Genomic DNA, 22,071 nt, shown 5'->3' with positions numbered 1-22,071 from the left:
GCTCCTCATTGTTCGACGCCGCATCCGACCGTCACCGCATGGATGCGGCCGCGATAAGCGATGTTCAGCGCGATGCCCTTCCACCCGAAAGGCAGCCGCTGCTGCGCGTCCGGACGGGGCTGCGGACCGGCATCGCTGAAGCGCATGCCGAGAAAGCCGAATACCAGCGCCTGCCAGGCGCCGCCCATCGCCGCCGGATGCACGCCCAGCATGCTGTTGTCCATCGCATTGGACAAATCCAGCCACAGGCTTTGTTTCCAGTAACGTTCGGCGTCGTCGCGCAGCCCGATGCGGGCGGCAATCGCCGCATGCACTGCCGGCGAAAGGCTGCTGCCGTGGTCCGTGATCGGTTCGTAGTAACGGTAGTTCGCCGCAACGGCCTCGTCGGAAAAGGACTCGGGGAACAGCAGCGGCAGCATCAGCACGTCCGCCTGCTTGAGGATCTTCAGCCGGTTGATTTGCTGCCAGTCGTAGAGCCGGCTGACCGGCGCCTTGAAGCGTTCCTCCCTCGGCAACGGATGCTCATCGAGCGCGAAGAAACCGTCGAACTGTTCGAGCACGCCGCGCTCGTCCGGCTGCGGGATATACAGGGACTGCGCGACGCCGGACCATTCGTCGGCCTCGGCGAGATGGGTGCCGGACTGGCGCGCAAGCCAGGCCGCACGTTCCAGGTTGAAACGCGCCATCCAGTTGGTGTACGCATTGTCGTCGACCGCATAGTGGTATTCGTCCGGTCCGACGACGCCGCGGATATGGCAGCGATGGCTGTCGCGACTCACCCGGCTGTGCCAGAAGCGCGCGGTGTCGAACAGGATGTCCGCGCCGGGACCGGCGAGGAAGGCCTCGTCGCCGGTCGTTTCCCAATAGCGCCATACCGCGTAGGCAATATCCGCGGTCACGTGGATCTGCTGGCTTCCGGTGAATATCGGGATCTCCTTGCCCGAACTCTTCAGCACGATCTTGGTCGGCGTCACGTCGGCGCCGGTCACGGTCGACTCCCAGGCGAAGCAGGCGCCGGCGCAGCCCATGTCGCGCGCCCGCCGGCGCGCGCCGGGCAGCGTGTGATAGCGGTAGAGCAGCAGCTTGCGCGCCTGCAGCGGCTCGGTGTGCAGGTAGAACGGCAGCATGAAGATTTCCGTGTCCCAGAACACATGGCCTTCATAGGCCCGGCCCGACAGCGTGCGTGCGCCGATCGACACGTGCTCGTCCGCGCCGAGCGGCAGGCGCAGATGATAGCTGCCGAAGCGCAGCGCCTGTTCGGCGGCGGTGTCGGCGGCTATCCGTATGTCTGCGCGCTCCCAGAATTGCGCCCATTTTGCCGAATGCGCGGCGAACAGCGCATCGATATTGCCCGGGTCCAGCGACGTGGAATGGGCAAGCGCCGCGGCCGCCGGATCGTCGTCGTCGCGGCTCGTGAAAACGGAGACCAGCCGGCGCAGCACGTTGCCCGCCCGGACAACGCGTGAGACGAGGCAGATGCAGATGCGCGACGCGCGGGTGACGTAGCGCACGGTTTCCAGGTCGCCTTCCACCGTGCGCGCCAGGCGCCGCAGGTGCGGGTGCCGCGTCGTCAGCTCCGGCTCGTCCAGCGTGGCCGCCAGCGCCACGTCATGCGCATGATCGTCCGGCGCGACCACCACTTCCTGGAGCAGCAGGTGCGGATCTGCCAGCGATGCGCAGCGGCGCGTGCGTACGGCCGTGCGCAGCGAACCCGGCGCCTGGTGCACGGCGCTGGCATGCAGCACGCCGTCATGGAGGTCCAGCACCCGGCGCAGTTTCTTGCCGTTGGCGCCATCGCCGTGAAAGTCCAGGAACATGCCATCGACGCTGACCGTCACGCGAAATGGGAAAGGCAGCGGCACCAGCTCGGAATACGGATCGGCGCGACCGGAGGGCGTAAAGAACTCAATTTCGGAGTAGGGGAGATCGGCCCGCTTGCGGTCATAGACCCCGGCGATGAACAGGTCGCATTGCGAGCCGGGCGGCGGGCTGTCGAGCGCGGCGCGCACGCCCATGTAGCCGTTTCCCACGGTGAACAGGCTTTCCATCTGCCGTTCCCGGTCGGGGTCGTAGCCTTCGGCCTCGATGCGCCAGCCAAGCGCGCCGCGTCGCGCCTGGAATGCCGCCTGCAGCGACGCCACGTCGAGTTCGGCCAGGTCCCGGACAACCACATCGGCGCCGGCATCCTGCAGCGCCGCCGCATTGCCGCCGCGGTCTACGCCGATTACGAGGCCAAAGTTGCCGCGGCGCCCGGCTTCCACGCCCGCCACGGCATCCTCGACGACCATGCTGTCGGCCGGCGTGCTGCCAAGCATCGCGGCGGCGCGCAGGAACATGTCGGGATCGGGCTTGCCGGCCAGCTGCTGCGCATCGAGGTCGATGCCGTCCAGGCTGGCATCGAACAGCGCGGCGATACCGGCCGATTGCAGCAGTTCGCGGCCATGGCGGCTCGACGTGACGACCGCTGTCTTCACGGCCATGGCGCGCAGCGCCCCGACCAGCGCGACGGTGGACGGAAAGGTTTTCACGCCGCGTTCATGCACGATCCGTATGAAGCGCTGATCCTTGCGCTCGGCGGCCTGCTCTTCTTCCGCCGCGGAAAGCGCGATGCCGCGCGCGCGGACGAATGCGCGCACGCCTTCGATGCGCGGCTTGCCGTCGACATAGGCGTAATAGTCGGCATGGTCGTCGAACAGCCGCACGTCCGCACCGGGCGTCGCATGCTGGCGCAGGATCTCGTCGAAGGTGACTTTCCATGCGGCGGCATGGATGCTTGCGGTCTGCGTGATGACCCCATCCATGTCGAATATCGCGGCTTGCAGGCGGCATTCTGGATGCGCCATCTGCTGCTGCGGGATGTGCGGCAACGTCATCGGCTGTCTCACGCGCCAGGCTGGGGCGGCGCAGCGCCGTCCCTTCAGCGCCGCTTGCGAAGCAGCGCGGACGCGACCAGCGCGACGCCGGCGACGATGCTCAGGATGGGCCACAGGCCGCCGGGAACGGGTTCCTGGCCCAGCCTGGTCTTGACCAGCTCCCACACGCCCGCCGCCGCAAAGAGCGTCCCCATCACCAGTCCGACGCCTTCGACGCGCAGGCCGAAGCGCATCCGGCCCAGCTGGACCGCGAGCATGATGATGCCGATGCCGAGGAATCCGACCCCCCAGCCGATGCGCAGCAGGGTCGCGATGCCTATCCATATGAACAGCATGCCCCAGCCGGCCGCGTCCAGCTTCCTGACCAGCGCGCGCTTGTCTTCCACTGTACGATCGAGCTTGTCGCCTGTCATGATCCACCTCGTTTCCTTGCCTGCGCTGTTTTTTGCAGGCATCCCGGCAGCGGGCTGCAAACCGCTGGCCATGGCCGTGTCCTGCGGCAACCGCCGCCAGGCCAGCCGATGGCCGACGATGTCCTAATTCTGACCACATCGATGCTCTTTTCCAAGCACCAGTCTGCACCGTTTTTGAGCCAGCACAGGCCGACTGCAAAATCGGGTTGGGACCGTGGGCGTTTGTTCTAGACTGTTAAGCTTGAGCATCCAATGTCGTTGTGCCCGCGCCGGCTCGCGGCGCGCCAGCGATGCCCGCATATGAAAATTGCGCAGGTTTCCCCGCTCTTCGAATCCGTGCCTCCCGTCACCTACGGCGGAACCGAGCGTGTCGTTTCCTACCTGACAGAAGAACTGGTCCGGCAGGGTCATGAAGTGAGCCTGTTCGCCACCGCCGACTCGGTGACCAGCGCGCATCTCGTTCCCGCGCTCGGGACCAGCCTGCGCAAGGGCACCGCCGTGCCGAGCGCATCGAGCTGGCTGAGCTGCCACGTGATCGAACTGGGCATGGTGGCGGACCTGGCGGATACGTTCGATGTCATCCATTTCCATACCGACTACCTCCACTTCTGCATGGCAAGGCAGCTGCCGACGCCGCATCTCACCACGCTGCACGGCCGGCTGGACCTGCCCGAGCTGCAGCCGCTGTACCGCTATTTCAACGACTTGCCCCTGGTTTCCATTTCCAACAGCCAGCGCGCGCCGCTGTCATGGGCCAACTGGCGCGCAACGGTCCACCACGGCCTGCCCATCGATCTATATGGATTCGAGCCGGAGGCCGACGATTATTTCCTGTTCGTCGGCCGGATCTCGCCGGAAAAGCGCGCCGACCGGGCTATCGAGATCGCAATACGCATCGGCCTGCCCCTGTACATTGCCGCCAAGGTCGATCCGGCCGACCAGGTCTATTTCACGTCGTACATCGAGCCCCTGCTGGATCATCCGCTGGTGCATTTCATCGGTGAAATCCGGGAGGGGGAAAAGCACAGCCTGCTGAGCCGGGCAAAGGCGCTGCTGTTCCCGATCGACTGGCCAGAACCCTTCGGCCTGGTCATGATCGAGGCGCTGGCATGCGGCACGCCCGTGATCGCCTATCCGCATGGCTCGGTGCCCGAGGTGCTCGAGCATGGCGTCACCGGCTACATCGTGTCGAACCAGGAAGATGCGGTCGCGGCTGCGCGCCAGGTCGAACGGCTGGATCGACGCGACTGCCGCGCAGCCTTCGAGCAGCGCTTCACCGCGGCGCACATGACCCAGGCCTACCTGAAGCTGTACGAGCGGATGCGGGACGAGCCGCGCATCAACGGTCATGCGGCGCGCCACCCCGAAGCCAGGCTTACGGCAGGCCAGCCGCAGGCGCCCAGCCCGCGGTAAATCCGGTTGAGCTATCGCAAACCGCGGCGAACCGCTTCACGCAAGGATTTGAACACGGCCGCAGCAGATCGTCGATGCCGTCGCGGTGGCGGTACCGGACAGGCCCGGAAAGGAAGGGCGAGGCCGTAAGCGATCGTGGAACAGGAGCAATGTCATGGACCAGTCACAGCGTGATTTCATCCTGCGGATCATCGACAGCGCCAGGGATCTCACCCTGGCCACCATCAGGCCGGATGGCTACCCGCAGGCGACGACCGTAAGCTATGCCAATGACGGCATGACCATCTATGTCGGCATCGGTAAGGCCAGCCAGAAAGCCGACAACATCGCGCGCTGCAACAAGGTGTCGCTGACCATCAACCTGGACTATGCGGACTGGAAACATATCAAGGGACTGTCCATCGGCGGCATCGCCGGCATCGTGACCGACCCCGACGAACTCAACCATGCCGGCGCATGCATGCTGAAGCGTTATCCGCAGATCGTCGAATTGATGCAGTCGCCGCAGGCAGCCGACTTCGCGATGCTGAAGATCACGCCCCAGGTGATCTCCCTGCTGGACTACGAGAAGGGATTCGGGCATACCGAGCTGGTGACGGTATAACGCAGGATGGCGCGGCCCCGGAGCCCGGCGCGTCCGGTCGGGCCGGCGTTTTTCGGAGGAGTGATGGCGGACACATTGTTGACCGAGCCGGTCGCCATGCAGGTCTGGGATGCCAGGTACCGGCTCGCCGAGGAAGGCCGCGTAAGGGAACCCGGCATCCAGGCGACCTGGGAGCGGGTGGCCATCGCATTGTCCGCTGCAGAAGCCCATCACCATGACGACTGGCGCACCCGGTTCGCCGATGCGCTCGCTGCATTTCGCTTCCTGCCCGGCGGACGCATCCTCGCCGGCGCCGGCGCCAAACGGCGTGTCACGCTGTTCAACTGCTTCGTCACCGGGCAGCTGCATGATTCGCTGCACGGGATTTTCAGCGGCCTTACCGAGGCGATGATCACGATGCAGGCCGGCGGCGGCGTCGGCTGCGACTTCTCGCCGGTGCGGCCGGCCGGGTTCGTGGCGCCGGGGTCGGGCGGCACCGCCTCCGGGCCGGTTTCCTTCATGCAGGTTTGGAACGAGGCTTGTTCGGTGCTGACGTCCGCCTCCCCGCGGCGGGGCGCGATGATGGCGACCCTGCGCTGCGACCATCCCGATATCGAAGCATTTATCGATGCGAAGAAGGATGGCGGAGCCTTGCGCAACTTTAACCTTGCGGTGCTGGTCAGCGATGACTTCATGACCGCGGTGGAGGCAGACGCGCCGTGGCGGCTGGTGTTCCCGGTGGCCGGCAGGCCGCTCCCGGCCGACGCAATGGTATGCGACCGGAAATGGTCCGGCTCCACCGGGCCTGAACCATGCATCGTCACGCGCATCGTGTCGGCCAGGGCATTGTGGGAGCGGCTCCTGAAAGCGGCATTCGAATCCGGCGACCCCGGCATCCTCTTCATCGACCGTATCGAGCGCGACAACAACCTGTATTACGCGGAATCCATCGGCGCCACCAACCCGTGCGCGGAAGTGCCCTTGCCGCCGCATGGCGCCTGCAACCTCGGCTCGATCAACCTGGCGAAATTCGTCAGCGATCCGTTCGGCCCGCATCCGAGGCTGGATTTGCAGGCTATTGCCGGCACCGCGGCGGTAGCCACCCGCATGCTGGACAATGTCTACGACGTGTCGGCATTTCCGCTGAAGGTGCAGGAAAAGGCGGCGCGCGCCTCGCGCCGCATCGGCCTGGGCATCACCGGCCTGGCAAATGCCTATGCGATGCTGGGCGTGCGCTACGGGTCGGCGGCTTCGATCGAGATTGCCGACAAGGTGATGGCCACGATACGCGATGCGGCATATCGCATGTCGATCGACATGGCGGCGGAGCGGGGCGTCTTTCCGCAATACAGCGCGGCGGATTATCTCGCCGCGCCCTTCATCCAGTCGCTTCCGCCCGAGCTGATCGACGGCATACGCGGCAAGGGCATCCATAACAGCCACCTGACCGCGATTTCGCCGGCCGGGTCGATCAGCCTGCTCGCCAACAATGTCTCCAGCGGCATCGAGCCTGTCCATGCGTATCGTGGCCTGCGGCATGTCCGGGACGCGCAGGGCGTGCCGCGGCAGGTAGCGGTGCACGACTATGCATGGAAACTGTTCCGCGAACTGAAGGGCGAGAACGCGCCGCTGCCCGCTTATTTCGTGGAGGCGCACGAGGTGTCGACCGAGGCGCAGCTCGAATTGCTTGCCGCGCTGCAGGCGCATGTCGACCAGTCGATCTCGAAGACCTTCAACCTGGCTGCCACCGCGCAGGTCGGTGACTGCGAGGCCATCTTCAAGCGCGCCTATGCGCTCGGCCTGAAAGGCTGTACGCTGTTCCGGTCGCGGCTGGGGCGGGAAGGGATCTTCCCCTCGTCCACTGGCTATATGGCGGATGCCTGTCCGTGATACGGCGTCTGCCAGGGCGACCGGCAATGACGTTCAACTGGAGAAATCGCGATGACGGACATCCTTCTGAATCCGGCGGACGCGCTGGTCATCGTCGACGTCCAGAATGATTTCCTGCCCGGCGGCGCGCTCGCGGTCGGCCAGGGCGGTGCGATCTTTCCGGCGCTCAGGCGGTATATCGACCTGTTCCGCGAACGCGGCCTGTCCATCTATGCAAGCCGTGACTGGCATCCCGCAGCGCATTGCTCATTTCATGCGCAGGGCGGCATCTGGCCGCCGCACTGCATTGCCGGCACCGGCGGCGCCGCCTTTCCGGAAGCGCTTGCGCTGCCGCCTTCCGCCGTCGTCGTATCGAAGGCGGTCACGCCAGGCGCGGATGCGTATTCCGCCTTCCAGGGCACCGGCCTTGCGGACCAACTGCGCGCCGGGCGCAAGCAGCGGCTCTTCATCGGCGGCCTGGCGACGGACTATTGCGTGCTGCACACCGTGCTCGATGCATTGAAGGAAGGCTTCGAAGTGATGCTGCTGTCCGACGCGATCAGGGCAGTGGATGTGCATCCGGGCGACGGCGCTGCGGCCATCGATACGATGCTGCGCCACGGGGCTGTAAGCGCGACCGTCGACATGATCGCCGGCATGCCTGCTGCATCGGCAGTGCGCCAGGCAGGCTGATGCGGAAGAAGCTGACCGGAATATACGGCGTCCGCCGAGGCGGCGCCGCATCCATGCGCGCCAGAAACGCGAGTGCGGAGAATCTTGCGTTTTATCAGAGTTGGTCTGGTCTTCGCTTGTAGCCTCTGCTGAGGACCACGAACGAAGACCAGGAGCGCCTCATGGACAGTCATATCCGCCGCCTTCATCACTTGCTGCTTGCCGGCCTGATCGCGGCAATTTCGTCAGCCGCGTTCGCCGCGCCGTACACCGGCCTCGTGGTCTTCGGAGAAAGCCTGTCCGACAGCGGCAACAATGCATTCGTGTTCGACAATGTGCTCGGGCCGCCGCGGCCGGCCGGCACGCTGCGCACGCCCGTTCCCATTCCTAGCCCGGGCTTCATTCCCGACTTTCCGTATGCATCCGGCCGGTATTCCAACGGGCCGGTCTGGGCCGAACGGCTGGCCTCGGGACTCGGCGTGACGGCCTTGCCCTCCATGGCCGGCGGCACCGATTATGCTTTCGCCGGCGCCCGTAGCGGGCCATTGGGCTCGTCGTTTCCGTACAGCCTGCTCGACCAGGCCGCGATGTTCCTGAACCAGAATGGCGGCAGGGCGTCGGCAGGCAATCTCTATGCGCTCCAGGGCGGCGCGAACGATGCGCGCGATGCGTTCGCCACGCTCGCGTCCGGCGGCGACCCCAGCGCGCTGCTGTTCTCGGCGGTGAGCACCATCACCACGGTGTTGAACCAGCTGACGGCGGCGGGCGCCGAACACCTGCTGCTGCTAAATGTGCCCAACCTGGGCGCCGCCCCGGCGGTGACTGCGCTCGGTCCGGCTGCCTCCGCGGCGGCGACCGGCATTGCGATCGCGTTCAACCAGGCGCTGGAGTCTTCGCTGGCGCAGCTTCCCGCCTTTACGGACGGCGATATCGAGCTGCTCGACCTGTTTGCCCTGCAGGGGCGGATCTTCGACGATCCGGCGTCGTTCGGATTCACGAACCTGACATCGGCATGCGCACTCAGCCCGGCTTGCATCGCCGACCCGTCCGGCGCTTTCTTCTGGGACGGCATTCATCCGACCGCCCGCGTCCATGAACTCATCGCGCTGGAAGCTCTAGCGCAGATCCCGCTGCCGGGCACCGCGCTGCTGCTGGCGCTGGGCCTGCCGATGATTGCCTTTGCGACCCGCAGGCGCTTAGGCGCTGCTTCAGGACGCTGAAGGGCGGCCGGCGGCGGAACGCGCCGGCCTGTCCGCATCGTGCCCGCCATTGTTCCATTAAGCGCAATAAGCTATTGAAGCCGGCATTGTTTATCTGGCCACAGAGGTTGAGTAGACTGTGCTTCATCGATGAGCACACAAGCAAACAAGTGCGACTCAGCGAGGCAGGACCCGACGGGCAGCTTCAATGCCTTGACCGCCGAGCCCCGAGTCACTCACTAATCTCTGGAGAACACCATGAACGTCAAGAAACTGATCGCCGCTGTCGCCGTGTTTGCTGCTGCCGGTTCCGCTTTCGCGCAGCAAGCTGAATTCACCGCACCGGACGCAGGCTTCAAGTCCAGCCTGACCCGCGCCGAAGTCCGCCAGGACCTGTCCCAGGCTGCAAGCCAGGGCGCCATTGCCCAGCGCCAGCACGACGGCCAGGACACGGTGTACGTCGCTAGCGGCCGTACCCGCCAGGAGGTCCGCGCCGAAGCCGTCCAGTCAGCACAGTCCCGCCGCGCCGGCGACGTGAACAACCTGTACTTCGGCGCCTGAGCCGCAGTGATCCGGCAGGCTGCGCCCCGATGGCGCAGCGCCGTATCGACAGAAAAAGCCGGCGCCATGCCGGCTTTGTCGCATTCAAGTCCTGTTAGAAGCGCGGCTGGCATTCATTGCCAGTAATTATTTTGTTCGATACGCTCGACGACGCCGTGAATGTTATCGGCGCTGACGGGCGGGCTGAAAAAATACCCCTGGCCGATCAGGCAGCCGTGCTCGACCAGCCAGCGCATCTGTTCCATGGTCTCCACGCCCTCGGCAACCACGCGCATCTCCAGCGCGAGTCCCATCGCGATGATGGTCTGCGTGAGTTTTTCCGCATTGCCATCCTTCAGCATGCTCTGGATAAACGACTGGTCGATTTTCAGGCTTTGCAGCGGCAGCTGGCGCAAATAGCTGAGCGATGAGAATCCTGTGCCGAAATCGTCCAGGGTGGTCGCAATGCCGCGCAGGTTCAGGGCCTGCATCACGGTCTTGGTCTTCTCCGGTTCGCCCATCATCGACGATTCCGTCACCTCGACTTCGAGCGCGCCGGCCGGCACGCCCGATTCCGCCAGCAGCCTGTCGAGGTAGCCGACCATGTCGGTCGACAGGATATCGGCCATCGACAGGTTGATCGCGATCGGCAGCAGCGTGCGGCCGGCCGCCAGCCATTTTGCCTGCGCCTCGATGGCGGCGCGCATTACCCAGCGGTCGATGCGGATGATCTGGTCGCTGCGCTCGGCGACCGAGATAAAGACCTTCGGGTAGCAATAACCGCGGCTCGGATGATTCCAGCGCACCAATGCCTCCAGCCCGACCACATGGCCGGACAGCAGGTCCACCTTGGGCTGGAAGGCGAGCACCAACTGGTTTTTTTCCACGGCGGTGTCCAGGTCATGTTCAAGCCGGTAGAACTCGAGCTGGTTGGACTCCATCATCGTCTCGAACACCACGCTGCGCGAGCGTCCGAGCGACTTTGCGTGATACATCGCGAGGTCGGCGCGGCGCATCAGCTCGCTCATGGTCCGGCCATGCTGCGGAGGCAGCGCAATGCCGATCGATATGCTCAGGCTCACCTGCTGGTCATTGATATCGAAGGGCGCGCCCAGCGCCCGGTGAAAGCCCTCGGCCATGCTGAGGGCGAGCGACGCATCGGGACTGTGCAGCCGCATCAGCGCCATGAACTCGTCGCCCCCCAGCCTGGCCAGCAGGTCGAAGCCGGTGACTGCCGCGCCCAGGCGCTTGCTCAGTTCCTGCAGCAGGATGTCGCCGCTGCCATGGCCATGGGTGTCGTTGATTTTCTTGAAATTGTCGAGGTCGAGCAGCAGCAGCGCGCAGTTGAATTGCTCCAGCCTGAAACGCCGCGACACTTCTTCCTCCATTGCCTGCCGGTTCAGCAGGCCGGTCAGCTGGTCATGATGGGCGCGCCAGTGCAGCTTCTTTTGCAGCTTGCGGTTCAGGTGCAGCTTGTGGACTTCGGCGGCAACCTGCACCAGCCTCGTCAATCCTTCCGCCTCGGCCGCGGTCCATGCTTCCGAATGGCCACGCAGCGCCTGCTTCCATTCCGCAAAGGACCGGCGCGGTTCCAGGCGCACCGTGCCTTCCGGGACGCGAACGGCAGGCTTGTGCGGCTTGCCGCCCCAGCGCACCTGTTTCCCGACCTCGGGCCGGGTCGCGAAGGCGAAGCTCATTTCGTCCTCGTCATGCCGCGCCACCAGCAGCCCGGCCGCATCGGGCAGGCCGGCCAGGGAGCGCTGCCTGTCAGCCAGGACGTCTTCCCACATGCCTGCCCGCGGCGCCGACCCCTGCGTGTCGACCCATTCCGCGACCTCGTCCAGCACCGCGCGCGCCGGGCCGACGTGGCGCCCGGGTCCGCCGACATAGTCGACCCCTGCCATGCGCAGGCCCAGGCTGGAGGCCTGGAACGCCTTCAGCAGGTCGGGCAGGCAGGCATCGAGCCCGGAGGGGATGCTGTGCGCGGTGCTCAACGCCTGCCGCACCTGGTTGAGCAGCAGATCGAAGGAAAGGCGCGTGCGCACCATTTCGATCTTGGACAGGGACTCGATGCGCATGATGCTGATCTCGGCCACCAGTTCGCAGATCTGGCGCAGGCCTTCGCGCACCTGCTGCGGCGGCACCCGGGGCTCATGATGGTGGCAGGCGATCAGGCCCCACAGCTTGTCGTCGCAGACCAGCGACAGCGTCAGCGTTGCACGCACGCCCATGTTGCGAAGGTAGGAGAGGTGCACCGGCGACAGGCCGCGCAGCAGGCACTGGCTTTGGTCGAGAACGCTGCCGTCCGGCAGCTGCGACGGCGCCAGGGTGTCGGCCGGCGCCTCGACATCGGCCAGGATGCGCAGCCGGTTCGTCAGGTACAGCCGGCGCGCCTGGCTGGGAATATCGGAGGCCGGAAAGCGCAGGCCGAGGAAGCGCTGACGGTATGCAGGCGAGGTATGCTCGGCTACCACTTCGCCGCACCCATCCGGCAGGAAACGGTAGATCATCACCCGGTCGAAACCGCTGAATTCCTGCACCACCTTCACGCAGTCGCTGAAAAACGAATCGAGCTTGTCGGCATGACGCAGCCGGTTGATGGCGCGGGTGATCTCGGTCAGGGTGCGGTTCTGCAGGTGGTTTTCATTCGGGCTGCTGTCGGATGGCAGCCACTCCAGCACTGCATAGTCCTGCACCCGGTGGCCGACGCATTCCCATTCCCTGGAGTCGGCAATGGCGCCGCCGCTCCGCTCGAACCGCAGGCGCCAGGCCATGGTCAGCGGGTAAGCCGCGGGCAGCGAAGACAGGCTGCTGGCGCCAATGCCGTCCACCCACTCGGCCAAAGGCTGGCCGATCAGCACTGCACCGTCCGCCAGGCCAGGCCAGTGGCGGACGATGCCGCTGGAAACCTGCACGATCCGCTCCGAGGCGAGATCCGCCACCATCAGGAAGCCATGCGGCTGCACTGTCCCCAGCAGATGGATTTGCTCCAGCGCACAAGACTTTTCCAGTTCGGCGGAGATCGTGTCGATGTGCTCATGGTGTTTCATTGGCTGGCAATTTCCCGTCCGGGCTCACCGCTCTGTCCTTTCGGCGTGCTATCGCTGGATGCGGTCAGAGCAGTTGATCGAGTGCACACAATTGGATTCCCAAGCAGCGCCGGAGTTCGTATTTTTTTGACAATACGCCTGGTACGGGGCCATCCTCCGCATGGACCCTGTCGCGCGGCAGGTTTGCCGTGGAAGCTGACCTGCATGGCAAATTGCCGTCCGACCATTCCCCGGGGAATGATGGTCGAAGAACCGGGGCAGGGAAGGGCCGGTCAGCAGCTGGTCAGGCGGGCAACGGCTTCTTATTGGCAGGGAAGAACCATTCGTCCAAGCGATGATCGAATTCCCTGATGTGCCGCATGCCTGTCGTGAGGCGGCATGGCGCGGGAGCCGATGTGCCGGATGAACGTCCTCGCGCCAGGAGCACGGGCCTTTATGCCAATCAACGCAAACCATCCGGACTACGGAGAGCGACATGGCTGACAGGATACGGCTTGGCGAAGAGTGGTACATCCTCGCTACGTCTTCCCCGCCGGACGAACGGCGCAGGGTGCTGAAACATGACAACCTGTTCGCGCTGTTCGACCGTTTCGGCGACGTCCAGCCGATCGGTCTTCATGAGAACGGCATCTATCTCGGCGATACGCGCTTCCTCTCGCACCAGGAGCTGCGCATAGACGGTGTGCGGCCGATGTTCCTGAACTCCACCGTACGCGACGACAATGGATTGCTGATCGTCGAGTTGATGAATCCCGACCTGTATCCCGACGGCCTCAAGCCCGTGCAAAAGGGCCTGCTGCATGTCTTCCGCGCCAAGCTGCTGTGGAACGACGCCTGCCATGAACACCTGCGCATCGTCAACTATGGCCTGGAGCCGATCGAAACCGTGCTGTCGATGGAGTTTGGCGCCGATTACGTCGATATTTTCGAGGTGCGCGGATTCACCCGCGGGCAGCGCGGGACGCCGCTGCCGCCGCAGATCAGCGACAGCGAACTGGTGCTCGGCTACCGCGGGCTGGACCAGGTCGTGCGCCGCACCCGCATCGTCTGCAGCCCGAAACCGCATGCGCTGGGCGCGGAAGGGGCCGCGTTCCGGGTCGTCCTCAAGCCACGGGAAGAAGCGCATGTCTACTTCACGATCCGCTGCGAACTGCAGGACGGGAAACCGCCGCCGGTGATGGATTATTTCACGGCCTATGCGGAGGCGAACCGGGCAGTGGAGAAGCGGATGCAGGATCGATGCCGCATCGTCACGTCGAACGCGATGTTCAACAGCTGGCTGGACCGCTCGACCGCCGATCTGCTGATGCTTAACACCGACGTTCCGGAAGGCACCTATCCGTATGCAGGCCTGCCCTGGTATTCGACCACCTTCGGGCGCGACGGGATACTGACCGCGCACGAATACCTTTGGCTGGACCCGCGTCTCGCAAAGGGCGTGCTTGCTTTCCTGGCCGACACCCAGGCCACCGTGCGCGACCCGACCCGTGACGCCGAGCCGGGTAAGATCCTGCACGAGGCGCGGCTGGGCGAACTGGCTGCGCTCGATGAAATCCCGTTTCGCCGCTATTACGGCACCGTCGATGCCACGCCGCTGTTCGTCGGTCTGGCCGGCGCCTACTTCGAACGCACCGGCGATCTCGATTTCATTCGCCTGATCTGGGACAACATCAAGCGCGCGCTGCACTGGATCGATCATTACGGCGACGCCGACGGCGACGGCTTCGTCGAATACGCGCGCCATAGCGACGCCGGGTTGACCCACCAGGGATGGAAGGATTCGCATGACGCCGTTTTCCACGAGAACGGCGACCTGGCGCAGGCGCCCATAGCGCTGTGCGAAGTGCAGGGCTACGTGTACGACGCCAAGCTGCGGGCCTCCCGCCTGGCCGCGCTGCTGGGCGAGCACAGCCTTGCAGTCGAGCTGAATGAAGCCGCGGTCGAACTGAAGGCCCGCTTCAATGAACATTTCTGGTGCGAGCGGCTCGGCACCTATGCGATTGCGCTCGACGGCCGCAAGATGCAATGCGCCGTCCCGTCGTCGAATGCGGGCCATACGCTCTGGACCGGCATTGCACTGCCAGAGCATGCGGACCGGATCGCGAAACAGTTGCTGAGCGAGGAATTTTTCAGCGGCTGGGGCATACGCACGATAGGCGTGAACGCAAGCCGCTACAACCCGATGGCTTACCACAACGGATCGATCTGGCCGCACGACAATGCGATCATCGCCAGCGGCATGGCCCGCTACGGCTACACCGATCGCGCGATCACCGTTTTCAGCGCGCTGTTCGAAGCAAGCCTGGCGATGGACCAGCATCGGACGCCGGAGCTGTTCTGCGGCTTCCCGAAGCGACCGGACGAAGGGCCGACGCTGTATCCAGTGGCTTGCTCGCCGCAAGCCTGGGCGGCCGCCAGCGTGTTCTATCTGCTCCAGGCATGCCTCGGCCTGTCGTTTGCACCGGACAAACCGGAAATCCGCTTCCGCAACCCGCGCCTGCCGCCCTTCATCGACACCGTCGAAATACGCGGCCTCGAAGTCAACGGCAGCACCGCCGATCTGCTGCTGCAGCGCTATCCGAACAACGTGGGTGTCAACATCATCCAGAAGCAGGGGCCGATGGATGTAGTCGTGGTGGCGTAATTCGTGGTGGCGCAATTCGTGGGCGTGGCAAGGCACGCAATCGTCGCGCCGTCGTTTTCGCGACCGAGTCGGCCATCGCCGATGCAGAGCCAGTAAAACTGGCGCCGCCGACTGCCATACAGTCGCACACAGCGGCCAGGCATGCGCACGCCGATCAGCAGATTCAGCCGCCCAAGCCAACGGAGCCACAAGTCAATCCAAATCCTCATTTTCGTACTAACGGCAATTGCCGTTGCATTTGGCATCCTGTCTCGGGTGGTTGCTCTTCTTTGGCTGTTCTAGATTTTCTGTTTATCGATTGCTTGAACTTTTACAGAAATATCAGCCAATTGATTCGAAACTCACCTCATGCGTGTCGGCTAAACGTCGATTGGCGTTAGTACGAAAAGCATTCGTGAGGTTTATTGCGCGATTAGATGCCTTCCTAATTTCAAGCCAAGCCCAGTTTGAACTTCAGGTCTGTGTGTCATAACGCCACACGCGGCGGTTGTTCGTCCTCTTTAACGCCTCCCTCGTTTTGACAAATCAATGCCGATGCCAAGGCCATCGAGACAAGCGCGGCGAAAATCGGCACAGCCAGGTGGCGCGCACGTTTTAACCGGTTCCGACGATCCGGCTTTATGTTTCTACAAAATTTTGGGCGACTGGCGTCATGGTGCCCAATTGGCCGGGGTGGTCGTCGTTGCATATTCGTGCTCGGCTGCGTCAAGACTTCCGGAAAGGCTTTGGGCCCTCTAGTGCGCACCGTCCGTGACGCTGGCTAATTCGGACGGACGGCGGATCCGGTTGAAGCGGCCGACATGGGGAACCTGGCTGAACGCCAGCAATTCTGCGACCGAATCACAGGCCTCTTCGGGATGCAGCAGAGGTACTGGATAGTACCGTCCCCGCCAAAGCGCCTGAAATCAGCTCGCGGATCCGTAATCTGGTGCTGCCGGCGCCGCAACCTGCACTGCGGTGGGAGTCGGCCCCAGCAAAATTGCCGATGCGGAACCTGACAGGCTTGCTACGGGTGTAAATGCCCAGTGCAATGCCAATGCTAAATGCACGGCCGTTTATCAGTCATCCGCAGAAACACCTTGCACAAGGATCGCGCTGGCGATAACGCCGAAAAGATGGTCGGCACGAGACCTTAGCGAAGGCTGATCGTTTATCCAGGCCAGGGCGCCCAACAGCGCGAACAAATCGGCGCCGTCGATATCGGCCCGCGCCTTGCCTTCCGCCTGCGCGCGGGCAAGCAGCCGCGTGCCGGACGCGCGCATCGTCATGCATGAGTCGTGCAGCGCGGAATCCGGGTCGGCGATAGCGGCTGTCATCGACGCGATGACGCCCCGGTGGCTATGGGCAATTGCGACAGTCTCACGCAGCCACGATACCAGCGCTTCGCCGGGCGAGTCCGACGTTTCGAGGCCGCCCGCTTTGGCCGTCAGCTGGTCGAAACTGTTGCGAAGCAACGCTTCGAGCAAGGCCTCGCGCGTCGGGAAGTGCCGGTATAGCGTGCCGATGCCGACCCCAGCCCTGCGGGCAACATCGCGCATCGATGCATCGGCCCCTTGCTCGGCAACCAACTCGCGACCGACCTCGAGCAGGTGGTCGTAGTTCTTTTTCGCATCAGCCCGCATACATGTGACTTGACAAGCGGAACACCGCTCCCTATATTTGAGCCATCTAAGTGGAACACCGCTCCGAATATAAGGAGCGTTGTTCCGGTAATGAGCTGCCATTCTTGACGAAAGAGAAACCCATGTCAACTCGCACCATGAAAGCGATCCGCCTGCACGAATTCGGGGGCCCCGAAGTGCTACGTTATGAAGATGTACCGATGCCGGAATTGAACCAGGGCGAACTGCTCGTGCGCTGCCACGCGGTCGGCATCAATCCGCCGGACTGGTACCTGCGCGACGGCTACAGCACGCTGCCGCCGGACTGGAGATTGGCGGTGCCGCTGCCAGCCATCCCCGGAACGGATGTGTCGGGCGTCGTCGTCGCCGTTGCCTCCGACGTGCGGGATTTTTCGGTGGGCGACGAGGTGTTCGGCATGCTCCGGTTTCCCAGCTTCGGCGAAAGCGCGGCCTATGCCGAGTATGTCGCGGCGCCCGCGTCGGATTTTGCCCGCAAGCCGCCCGGGATAGACCACGTCAGCGCTGCGGCCGCGCCTATGGCGATGCTCACCGCGTGGCAGTTCCTGGTCGATCTCGGGCATGACCAGCCTAACCCATTTCAGGCAGGCCCGCATCGCCCGGTTCCGCTCCAGGGCAAGACAGTGCTGGTCAACGGCGCCGCAGGCGGCGTGGGCCACCTCGCGGTGCAGCTGGCGAAATGGAAGGGCGCGCATGTGATCGCAATGGCTTCCACCGCGCATGAGTCCTTTTTAAGTGACATCGGCGCCGACGCATATGTCGATTACACCAAGGTCAAGCCAGAGGACGCTGCGCGGGATGTCGACGTGGTGCTGGATACGGTAGGCGGCGCAGGCGCAGCCCGCTTCCTGAATACAATCAAACGGGGCGGCGCATTATTTCCGGTGTACCCGCTAGGCTTCTCAGGCGCAGAACAGGCGGCAAGCGCGGGCGTCACGGTATCGGCGACCCAGGTGCGCTCGAATGGTGCGCAACTTGCCGAACTTGCCAGGCTGCTCGATGCGGGAACGATACGTGTCGCGATCGACAGCACGTTCCCGCTGGCCGACGCCCGTGCCGCGCACGAGCGCGCGGCGCGGGGGCACATCCGGGGAAAGATTGTCCTCACGGCTGTGTAAGGACGTAAGCCCAGGTAGGCCAGGCCGATCGACGCCTGGATTTCCCTGAGCGCTGCTTGTACCCGGATTGGAACGACCGCTAGGGTTCAATGCCAGTTCCATCGCCGACAAAGGACCAGCCGGTCCGCGGTCGACGATGGAAATTTTGCTTTAAGGCGTCACGTTGAGCAGCGAGGCTTGAATGCCCTTCACACCAGACAGGCCCAGGATGGTGAGCAGCACGTCCTGCGGACCGCGATGAGCATTCACCGGCGCCCACCATTCATTCTTCGCCGAATGAATGCCGGACGAAGAGCCGCCGCCACTCATCGTGATCGACGGTATGCCCAGGCTCATGGGCAGGTTGGCATCGGTCGAATGCGCACTGTCGAGAGCGGGTTTTCTGCCCTGCACCGAGGATGCTGCCAGCGCCACCTGGACGATCGAGGACGTCACCGGCATCTTGCCCGGCGGACGGTCGCCAATCAGCGCCGTCTCCACCTTGATCGCGCTGCTATTCCAACGCTTGTTCGTCTCGTCCGCGCCTTGCTGCACGGCTGCAAGGATCTGCTTTTCGATTGCCTGCAACGCCGCCTTGTCTTCCGAACGCATGTCGACCAGCATCGATGCGGCGCCCGAGATCGTATTGACCGACTGGCCGCCTTCGATGACGCCCACATTGAAGGTCACCTTGGGGTCGGTGGTGACACGCAGATCGTCTATATGCGACACCGCCCTTCCCAGCGCATGGATTGCGGAAGGCAGGCCGAACGCTTCATAACTGTGCCCGCCGGGGCCCTTGAAGCTGATCTTGTAGCGCCTGCTGCCCGTGGCCAGATAGGTGACCGGTTCGCCTTCATCCCCGCCCAGCGTCGGCTCCAGGCCGACGAAAGCCTTGATGTCCTTGTTCTTCGCGAAGATATGCTTGACGCCTTTCAGGTCGCCCAATCCTTCTTCAGCGACATTGCCGCAAAAAATAATGTCGCCTTCCGTCTGGATCTTCGCCGTCTTCATCGCCTCGACGATCACCAGAATGGCTGCCAGCGATCGCGCATTGTCTGCAATGCCGGGCGCATAGAGACGGCCATCCTTTTCAGTCAAGGTCAGGTCGGTCGCCATTGGAAACACGGTGTCGAGGTGGGCTGCCAGCATCACGGTCGGGCCGCTGCCGCTGCCCTTGTAGGTGCCCATGACATTGCCCGCTTCGTCGGTACGCACGTTTTCCAGGCCCAGCGTCTTCAGGCGCGCCGCGAAGTCGGCTGCGCGCTTGCCTTCTTCAAAGGTGGGCGCAGGAATGGCATTGATGGCCTTGGTGTTCGCTATGGTTTTCGGCTCGTTCTTCTCGATGAAATCGAGGGCCTGCCTGATCGATGCCTGCATGACGAGGTTGCCCATCGGTCCGCTGATTTTCGGGGCAAGCGCGGGGACTGCGTCAGCAGAGATGGCAACGGAGGTTGCCGAGACGCTTAAAACGAAAGCAATAAGTCTAAAGCTGGGATGCATTGTCTTAATTCCATATAATTTTTGTAAAGGCACCGGTTTAGGCGAAACGATGCCAGCCATCGATTGCGTGCCTTTCCGCATTGGTCAGGTACGCAGTCCTTGCAACCGGGGCATTGTAGATGGCTGGCATTGGCGGCCAATGGTTTTAAATCATGCTGTCCCGATTACGTAAAATTTTTCCCGATACCGGTTGGCCGTATGGATATGCGGCGCATTACGCATACTGGGCCTCGCCATTACCCAGGGACCAGTTTTCCTTTTTTACCTCGACCAGGCTGATGAATACATCTTCACGGCGCAGGCCCAGCCGTGCGTGCAAGCCATCCGCTAACGCCTTGTAATACGCCTTCTTCAGTTCCAATGTCGCTCGACCCTTGTTCAGGGTGATCTGAATAATGAGCGCGTCCTGGCTTCTGTGAATGCCATGGTAGGTCGGATCAATGATCAGATCTGCAGACGCGTGCTCGGTGATGACATGAAATCGGTTGTTTTCAGGGACATTCAGCGTCGTGATGGTCACGTCATAAACCACGTCGCTTATGGCGCTGCGATACTCGGCGGATTTGCCTTGCGGCAGGTGGATGCAGACGAGCGGCATGGGAAATCTCCTTCATGTGTAATGAAAAATGTTTGGTTTCTAACAGGGGCGGCATTTCGTGTCGATCGCTGGCAATGACGCCAACACCAGCATTGTGCTGGTCAGGCCGGCACGCAACAACTGACTTTAATTCGCGCATGAAATAGAATAACTATCCAATGAAAAATCTTCCGCCGCTGCGCTCCCTGGTCGCCTTCGATGCGGCGGCAAGGCATTTGAGCTTCGCCAAGGCTGCCCAGGAACTGTATGTCACGCCAGGAGCAGTGGGTCAGCTCATTCATAAGCTGGAAGACTGGCTCGGTTTAAAACTATTTCATCGGGACGTACGGAAAGTTAGGCTCACCGATGCCGGAGCACTCTATTTCGGACGCATTAACGGGGCCTTGGGACAGATCTCCGATGCAAGCCTCGCACTCAGGAAGCGCCAGCGCGACGAAGTGCGTATTTCCATGCCGCCCAGCTTTGCAAGGAAGTGGTTCGTTCCACGCATGGTGCGTTTCATGGACCTTCACCCCGGCATCAGCATCAGCATCGATGCGAGCGCAGCGGTAGTGGACTTTGATAAGGAATCGGTTGATGTCGCTATCAGGCATTTCACTCCCGTGGCAAGCGACCGGCTCGATATTGAATTGCTATTTTTGGAGGAATTAAGGGTGTATTGCAGCCCGGCCTATCGAACAAGACTGGCACTGCAGCAGCCGAACGATCTGGCGCGAACGACGCTGCTGGCAACCAGAATCCATCCTTACTGGGACCAATGGTTCCGGCAATTTACGACTTTGCCTGAGCGTGGGACGGGAGGAATTCCCGCCATCCACTTCGATGCATCCCATCTGGCAATCGATACTGCAAAATGCGAACAGGGCGTCGTGCTGACCAGCGCGTCGCTCGTTGAACAGGAAATTGCAAACGGCGAATTGATAGAGTTGTTTGAAGCCCGGCTTTCCGTCACCGAGGGCTATTATCTCGTCGCGCCGAAAGGCGCTTTCGCGCAGGGCGGTGCGGTCGATGCCTTAAGGCGTTGGATCAGGCAGGAATGCGCCCCAAGTTAGATCGAAGTGGACATGGCAGAAGACAGCCCTGCTCTGATGCTGCTCACACAGGCTGGCTTGGGCGTTCGACTCACGCGGGTTCGGTAGATCCCGAATGCATGGATCGCGTCTTGTTCCCCGCATGCCGTTGCCAGCAAATTTTCAAAGGCCGCCGGCGCAACGCACGATGGACCCGGTCATGTACGACGCTGCATCCGACAGCAGCCAGACGACCGGCTCCGCGATCTCTTCCGGCGTGGCCAATCGCCCCATCGGGATTTTTGGCGCAACCCGGGCCGGCCGGCCTGGCTCGCCGGCAGTCGCATGAATTTCCGTGAGCGTGGATCCCGGCGCGACCGCGCAGACGCGGATGTTCCTGGAAGCGACCTCGCGTGCCAGCCCCAGCGTGAACGTCTCGACCGCGGCCTTGCTGGCAGCATAGTGGACATATTCATTCGGACTGCCGGTCGCCGCTGCAATCGAGGAAATATTGACGATCACGCCCGCCGTGCCGGAACGCTGAAAACATCGCAGCGCCGCACGACAGCAGTGCATCGCGCCAAACACATTGGTCTGGAAAATCTGCTCGATCGAAGCCGGGTCGGCATCGATGAAGGCACCGATGCGGCCGGTGATTCCCGCGTTATTGACGACCCCGTAAAGTGGGCCAAGCATCGATTCCGTGGTTTCGAACAGCCGTTCCACGTCGGCTTCGACAGCCACGTCGCCTCTGACCGTGCATGCGGTGCCGCCATCCGCCGAGATGCTTGCCGCCAGCTTTTGCGCCGAGCCCTCGTCGTGGACATAGTTGATGGCGACGGCATAGCCTTGCGCTGCCGCCAGCCTGCAGATGGCGGCGCCAATGCCGCGGCCGCCGCCGGTAACGAGTATCGCCTTCTTCATCGTCCAAGTCCTGTCGCAGAGAATGACACGACAGTGTACCGCC

The 22,071-nt window shown here is 63.1% G+C and carries 16 protein-coding genes; 9 read left to right on the top strand and 7 right to left on the bottom strand.

Annotated features, from left to right (window positions below; all coding sequences use genetic code 11):
- Positions 1-5 precede the first annotated feature (5 nt).
- Positions 6-2,873 (bottom strand): HAD-IA family hydrolase, encoded by a 2,868-nt coding sequence (locus QOL82_RS22685; protein ID WP_283444597.1) that lies wholly within the window; start codon positions 2,871-2,873, stop codon positions 6-8.
- A gap of 44 nt (positions 2,874-2,917) precedes the next feature.
- On the bottom strand, positions 2,918-3,358 hold the full coding sequence (locus tag QOL82_RS22680) for a hypothetical protein (protein WP_283444596.1): 441 nt from the start codon (positions 3,356-3,358) through the stop codon (positions 2,918-2,920).
- Between the two features lie 228 nt (positions 3,359-3,586).
- On the opposite strand from QOL82_RS22680, the gene QOL82_RS22675 reads away from it, so the two are divergent.
- From QOL82_RS22675 to QOL82_RS22650, 6 genes are all read left to right on the top strand, one after another.
- Positions 3,587-4,699 (top strand): glycosyltransferase family 4 protein, encoded by a 1,113-nt coding sequence (locus tag QOL82_RS22675; RefSeq protein WP_283444595.1) that lies wholly within the window; start codon positions 3,587-3,589, stop codon positions 4,697-4,699.
- 154 nt (positions 4,700-4,853) lie between these two features.
- Entirely contained in the window at positions 4,854-5,303 is a 450-nt protein-coding gene (locus QOL82_RS22670; protein ID WP_283444594.1) for a pyridoxamine 5'-phosphate oxidase family protein, read from the top strand.
- Between the two features lie 63 nt (positions 5,304-5,366).
- The gene (locus QOL82_RS22665) at positions 5,367-7,172 is read left to right on the top strand and encodes an adenosylcobalamin-dependent ribonucleoside-diphosphate reductase (RefSeq protein WP_283444593.1); all 1,806 of its coding nucleotides are present in this window, start codon (positions 5,367-5,369) and stop codon (positions 7,170-7,172) included.
- A gap of 51 nt (positions 7,173-7,223) precedes the next feature.
- Entirely contained in the window at positions 7,224-7,844 is a 621-nt protein-coding gene (locus tag QOL82_RS22660) for an isochorismatase family protein (protein WP_283444592.1), read from the top strand.
- Positions 7,845-8,005: 161 nt separating this feature from the next.
- Positions 8,006-9,043 carry an SGNH/GDSL hydrolase family protein gene (locus tag QOL82_RS22655; RefSeq protein ID WP_283444591.1) on the top strand — a complete coding sequence of 346 codons (1,038 nt, stop codon included), beginning with the start codon at positions 8,006-8,008 and terminating at the stop codon, positions 9,041-9,043.
- Between the two features lie 237 nt (positions 9,044-9,280).
- Entirely contained in the window at positions 9,281-9,583 is a 303-nt protein-coding gene (locus QOL82_RS22650; RefSeq protein WP_283444590.1) for a DUF4148 domain-containing protein, read from the top strand.
- Positions 9,584-9,696: 113 nt separating this feature from the next.
- On the opposite strand, the gene QOL82_RS22645 is transcribed toward QOL82_RS22650, so the two are convergent.
- The gene (locus QOL82_RS22645; protein ID WP_283444589.1) at positions 9,697-12,612 is read right to left on the bottom strand and encodes a bifunctional diguanylate cyclase/phosphodiesterase; all 2,916 of its coding nucleotides are present in this window, start codon (positions 12,610-12,612) and stop codon (positions 9,697-9,699) included.
- 475 nt (positions 12,613-13,087) lie between these two features.
- On the opposite strand from QOL82_RS22645, the gene QOL82_RS22640 reads away from it, so the two are divergent.
- Entirely contained in the window at positions 13,088-15,256 is a 2,169-nt protein-coding gene (locus tag QOL82_RS22640; RefSeq protein WP_283444588.1) for an amylo-alpha-1,6-glucosidase, read from the top strand.
- Between the two features lie 1,058 nt (positions 15,257-16,314).
- Here QOL82_RS22640 and QOL82_RS22635 read toward each other — a convergent pair.
- Entirely contained in the window at positions 16,315-16,878 is a 564-nt protein-coding gene (locus tag QOL82_RS22635; RefSeq protein ID WP_283444587.1) for a TetR/AcrR family transcriptional regulator, read from the bottom strand.
- Positions 16,879-17,000: 122 nt separating this feature from the next.
- Here QOL82_RS22635 and QOL82_RS22630 point away from each other — a divergent pair, with 122 nt between their 5' ends.
- On the top strand, positions 17,001-18,014 hold the full coding sequence (locus QOL82_RS22630) for an NADP-dependent oxidoreductase (protein WP_283444586.1): 1,014 nt from the start codon (positions 17,001-17,003) through the stop codon (positions 18,012-18,014).
- A 150-nt stretch (positions 18,015-18,164) separates the two neighbouring features.
- Here the strand turns inward: QOL82_RS22630 and QOL82_RS22625 are convergent, their stop codons facing one another.
- A complete protein-coding gene (locus tag QOL82_RS22625) occupies positions 18,165-19,388 on the bottom strand; it encodes a M20/M25/M40 family metallo-hydrolase (RefSeq protein WP_283444585.1) in 1,224 nt (407 codons plus the stop codon).
- Positions 19,389-19,710: 322 nt separating this feature from the next.
- A complete protein-coding gene (locus QOL82_RS22620; RefSeq protein ID WP_283444584.1) occupies positions 19,711-20,094 on the bottom strand; it encodes a tautomerase family protein in 384 nt (127 codons plus the stop codon).
- 158 nt (positions 20,095-20,252) lie between these two features.
- On the opposite strand from QOL82_RS22620, the gene QOL82_RS22615 reads away from it, so the two are divergent.
- On the top strand, positions 20,253-21,146 hold the full coding sequence (locus QOL82_RS22615; protein WP_283444583.1) for a LysR substrate-binding domain-containing protein: 894 nt from the start codon (positions 20,253-20,255) through the stop codon (positions 21,144-21,146).
- Positions 21,147-21,287: 141 nt separating this feature from the next.
- On the opposite strand, the gene QOL82_RS22610 is transcribed toward QOL82_RS22615, so the two are convergent.
- Positions 21,288-22,028, bottom strand: coding sequence for an SDR family oxidoreductase (locus QOL82_RS22610; RefSeq protein WP_283444582.1), 741 nt, complete (start codon positions 22,026-22,028; stop codon positions 21,288-21,290).
- Positions 22,029-22,071: the final 43 nt, after the last annotated feature.

It is taken from the genome of Noviherbaspirillum suwonense (genome assembly GCF_900182955.1).
Classification (GTDB): domain Bacteria; phylum Pseudomonadota; class Gammaproteobacteria; order Burkholderiales; family Burkholderiaceae_D; genus Noviherbaspirillum_A; species Noviherbaspirillum_A suwonense.
This window is presented reverse-complemented; position numbering and strand designations above follow the sequence as displayed.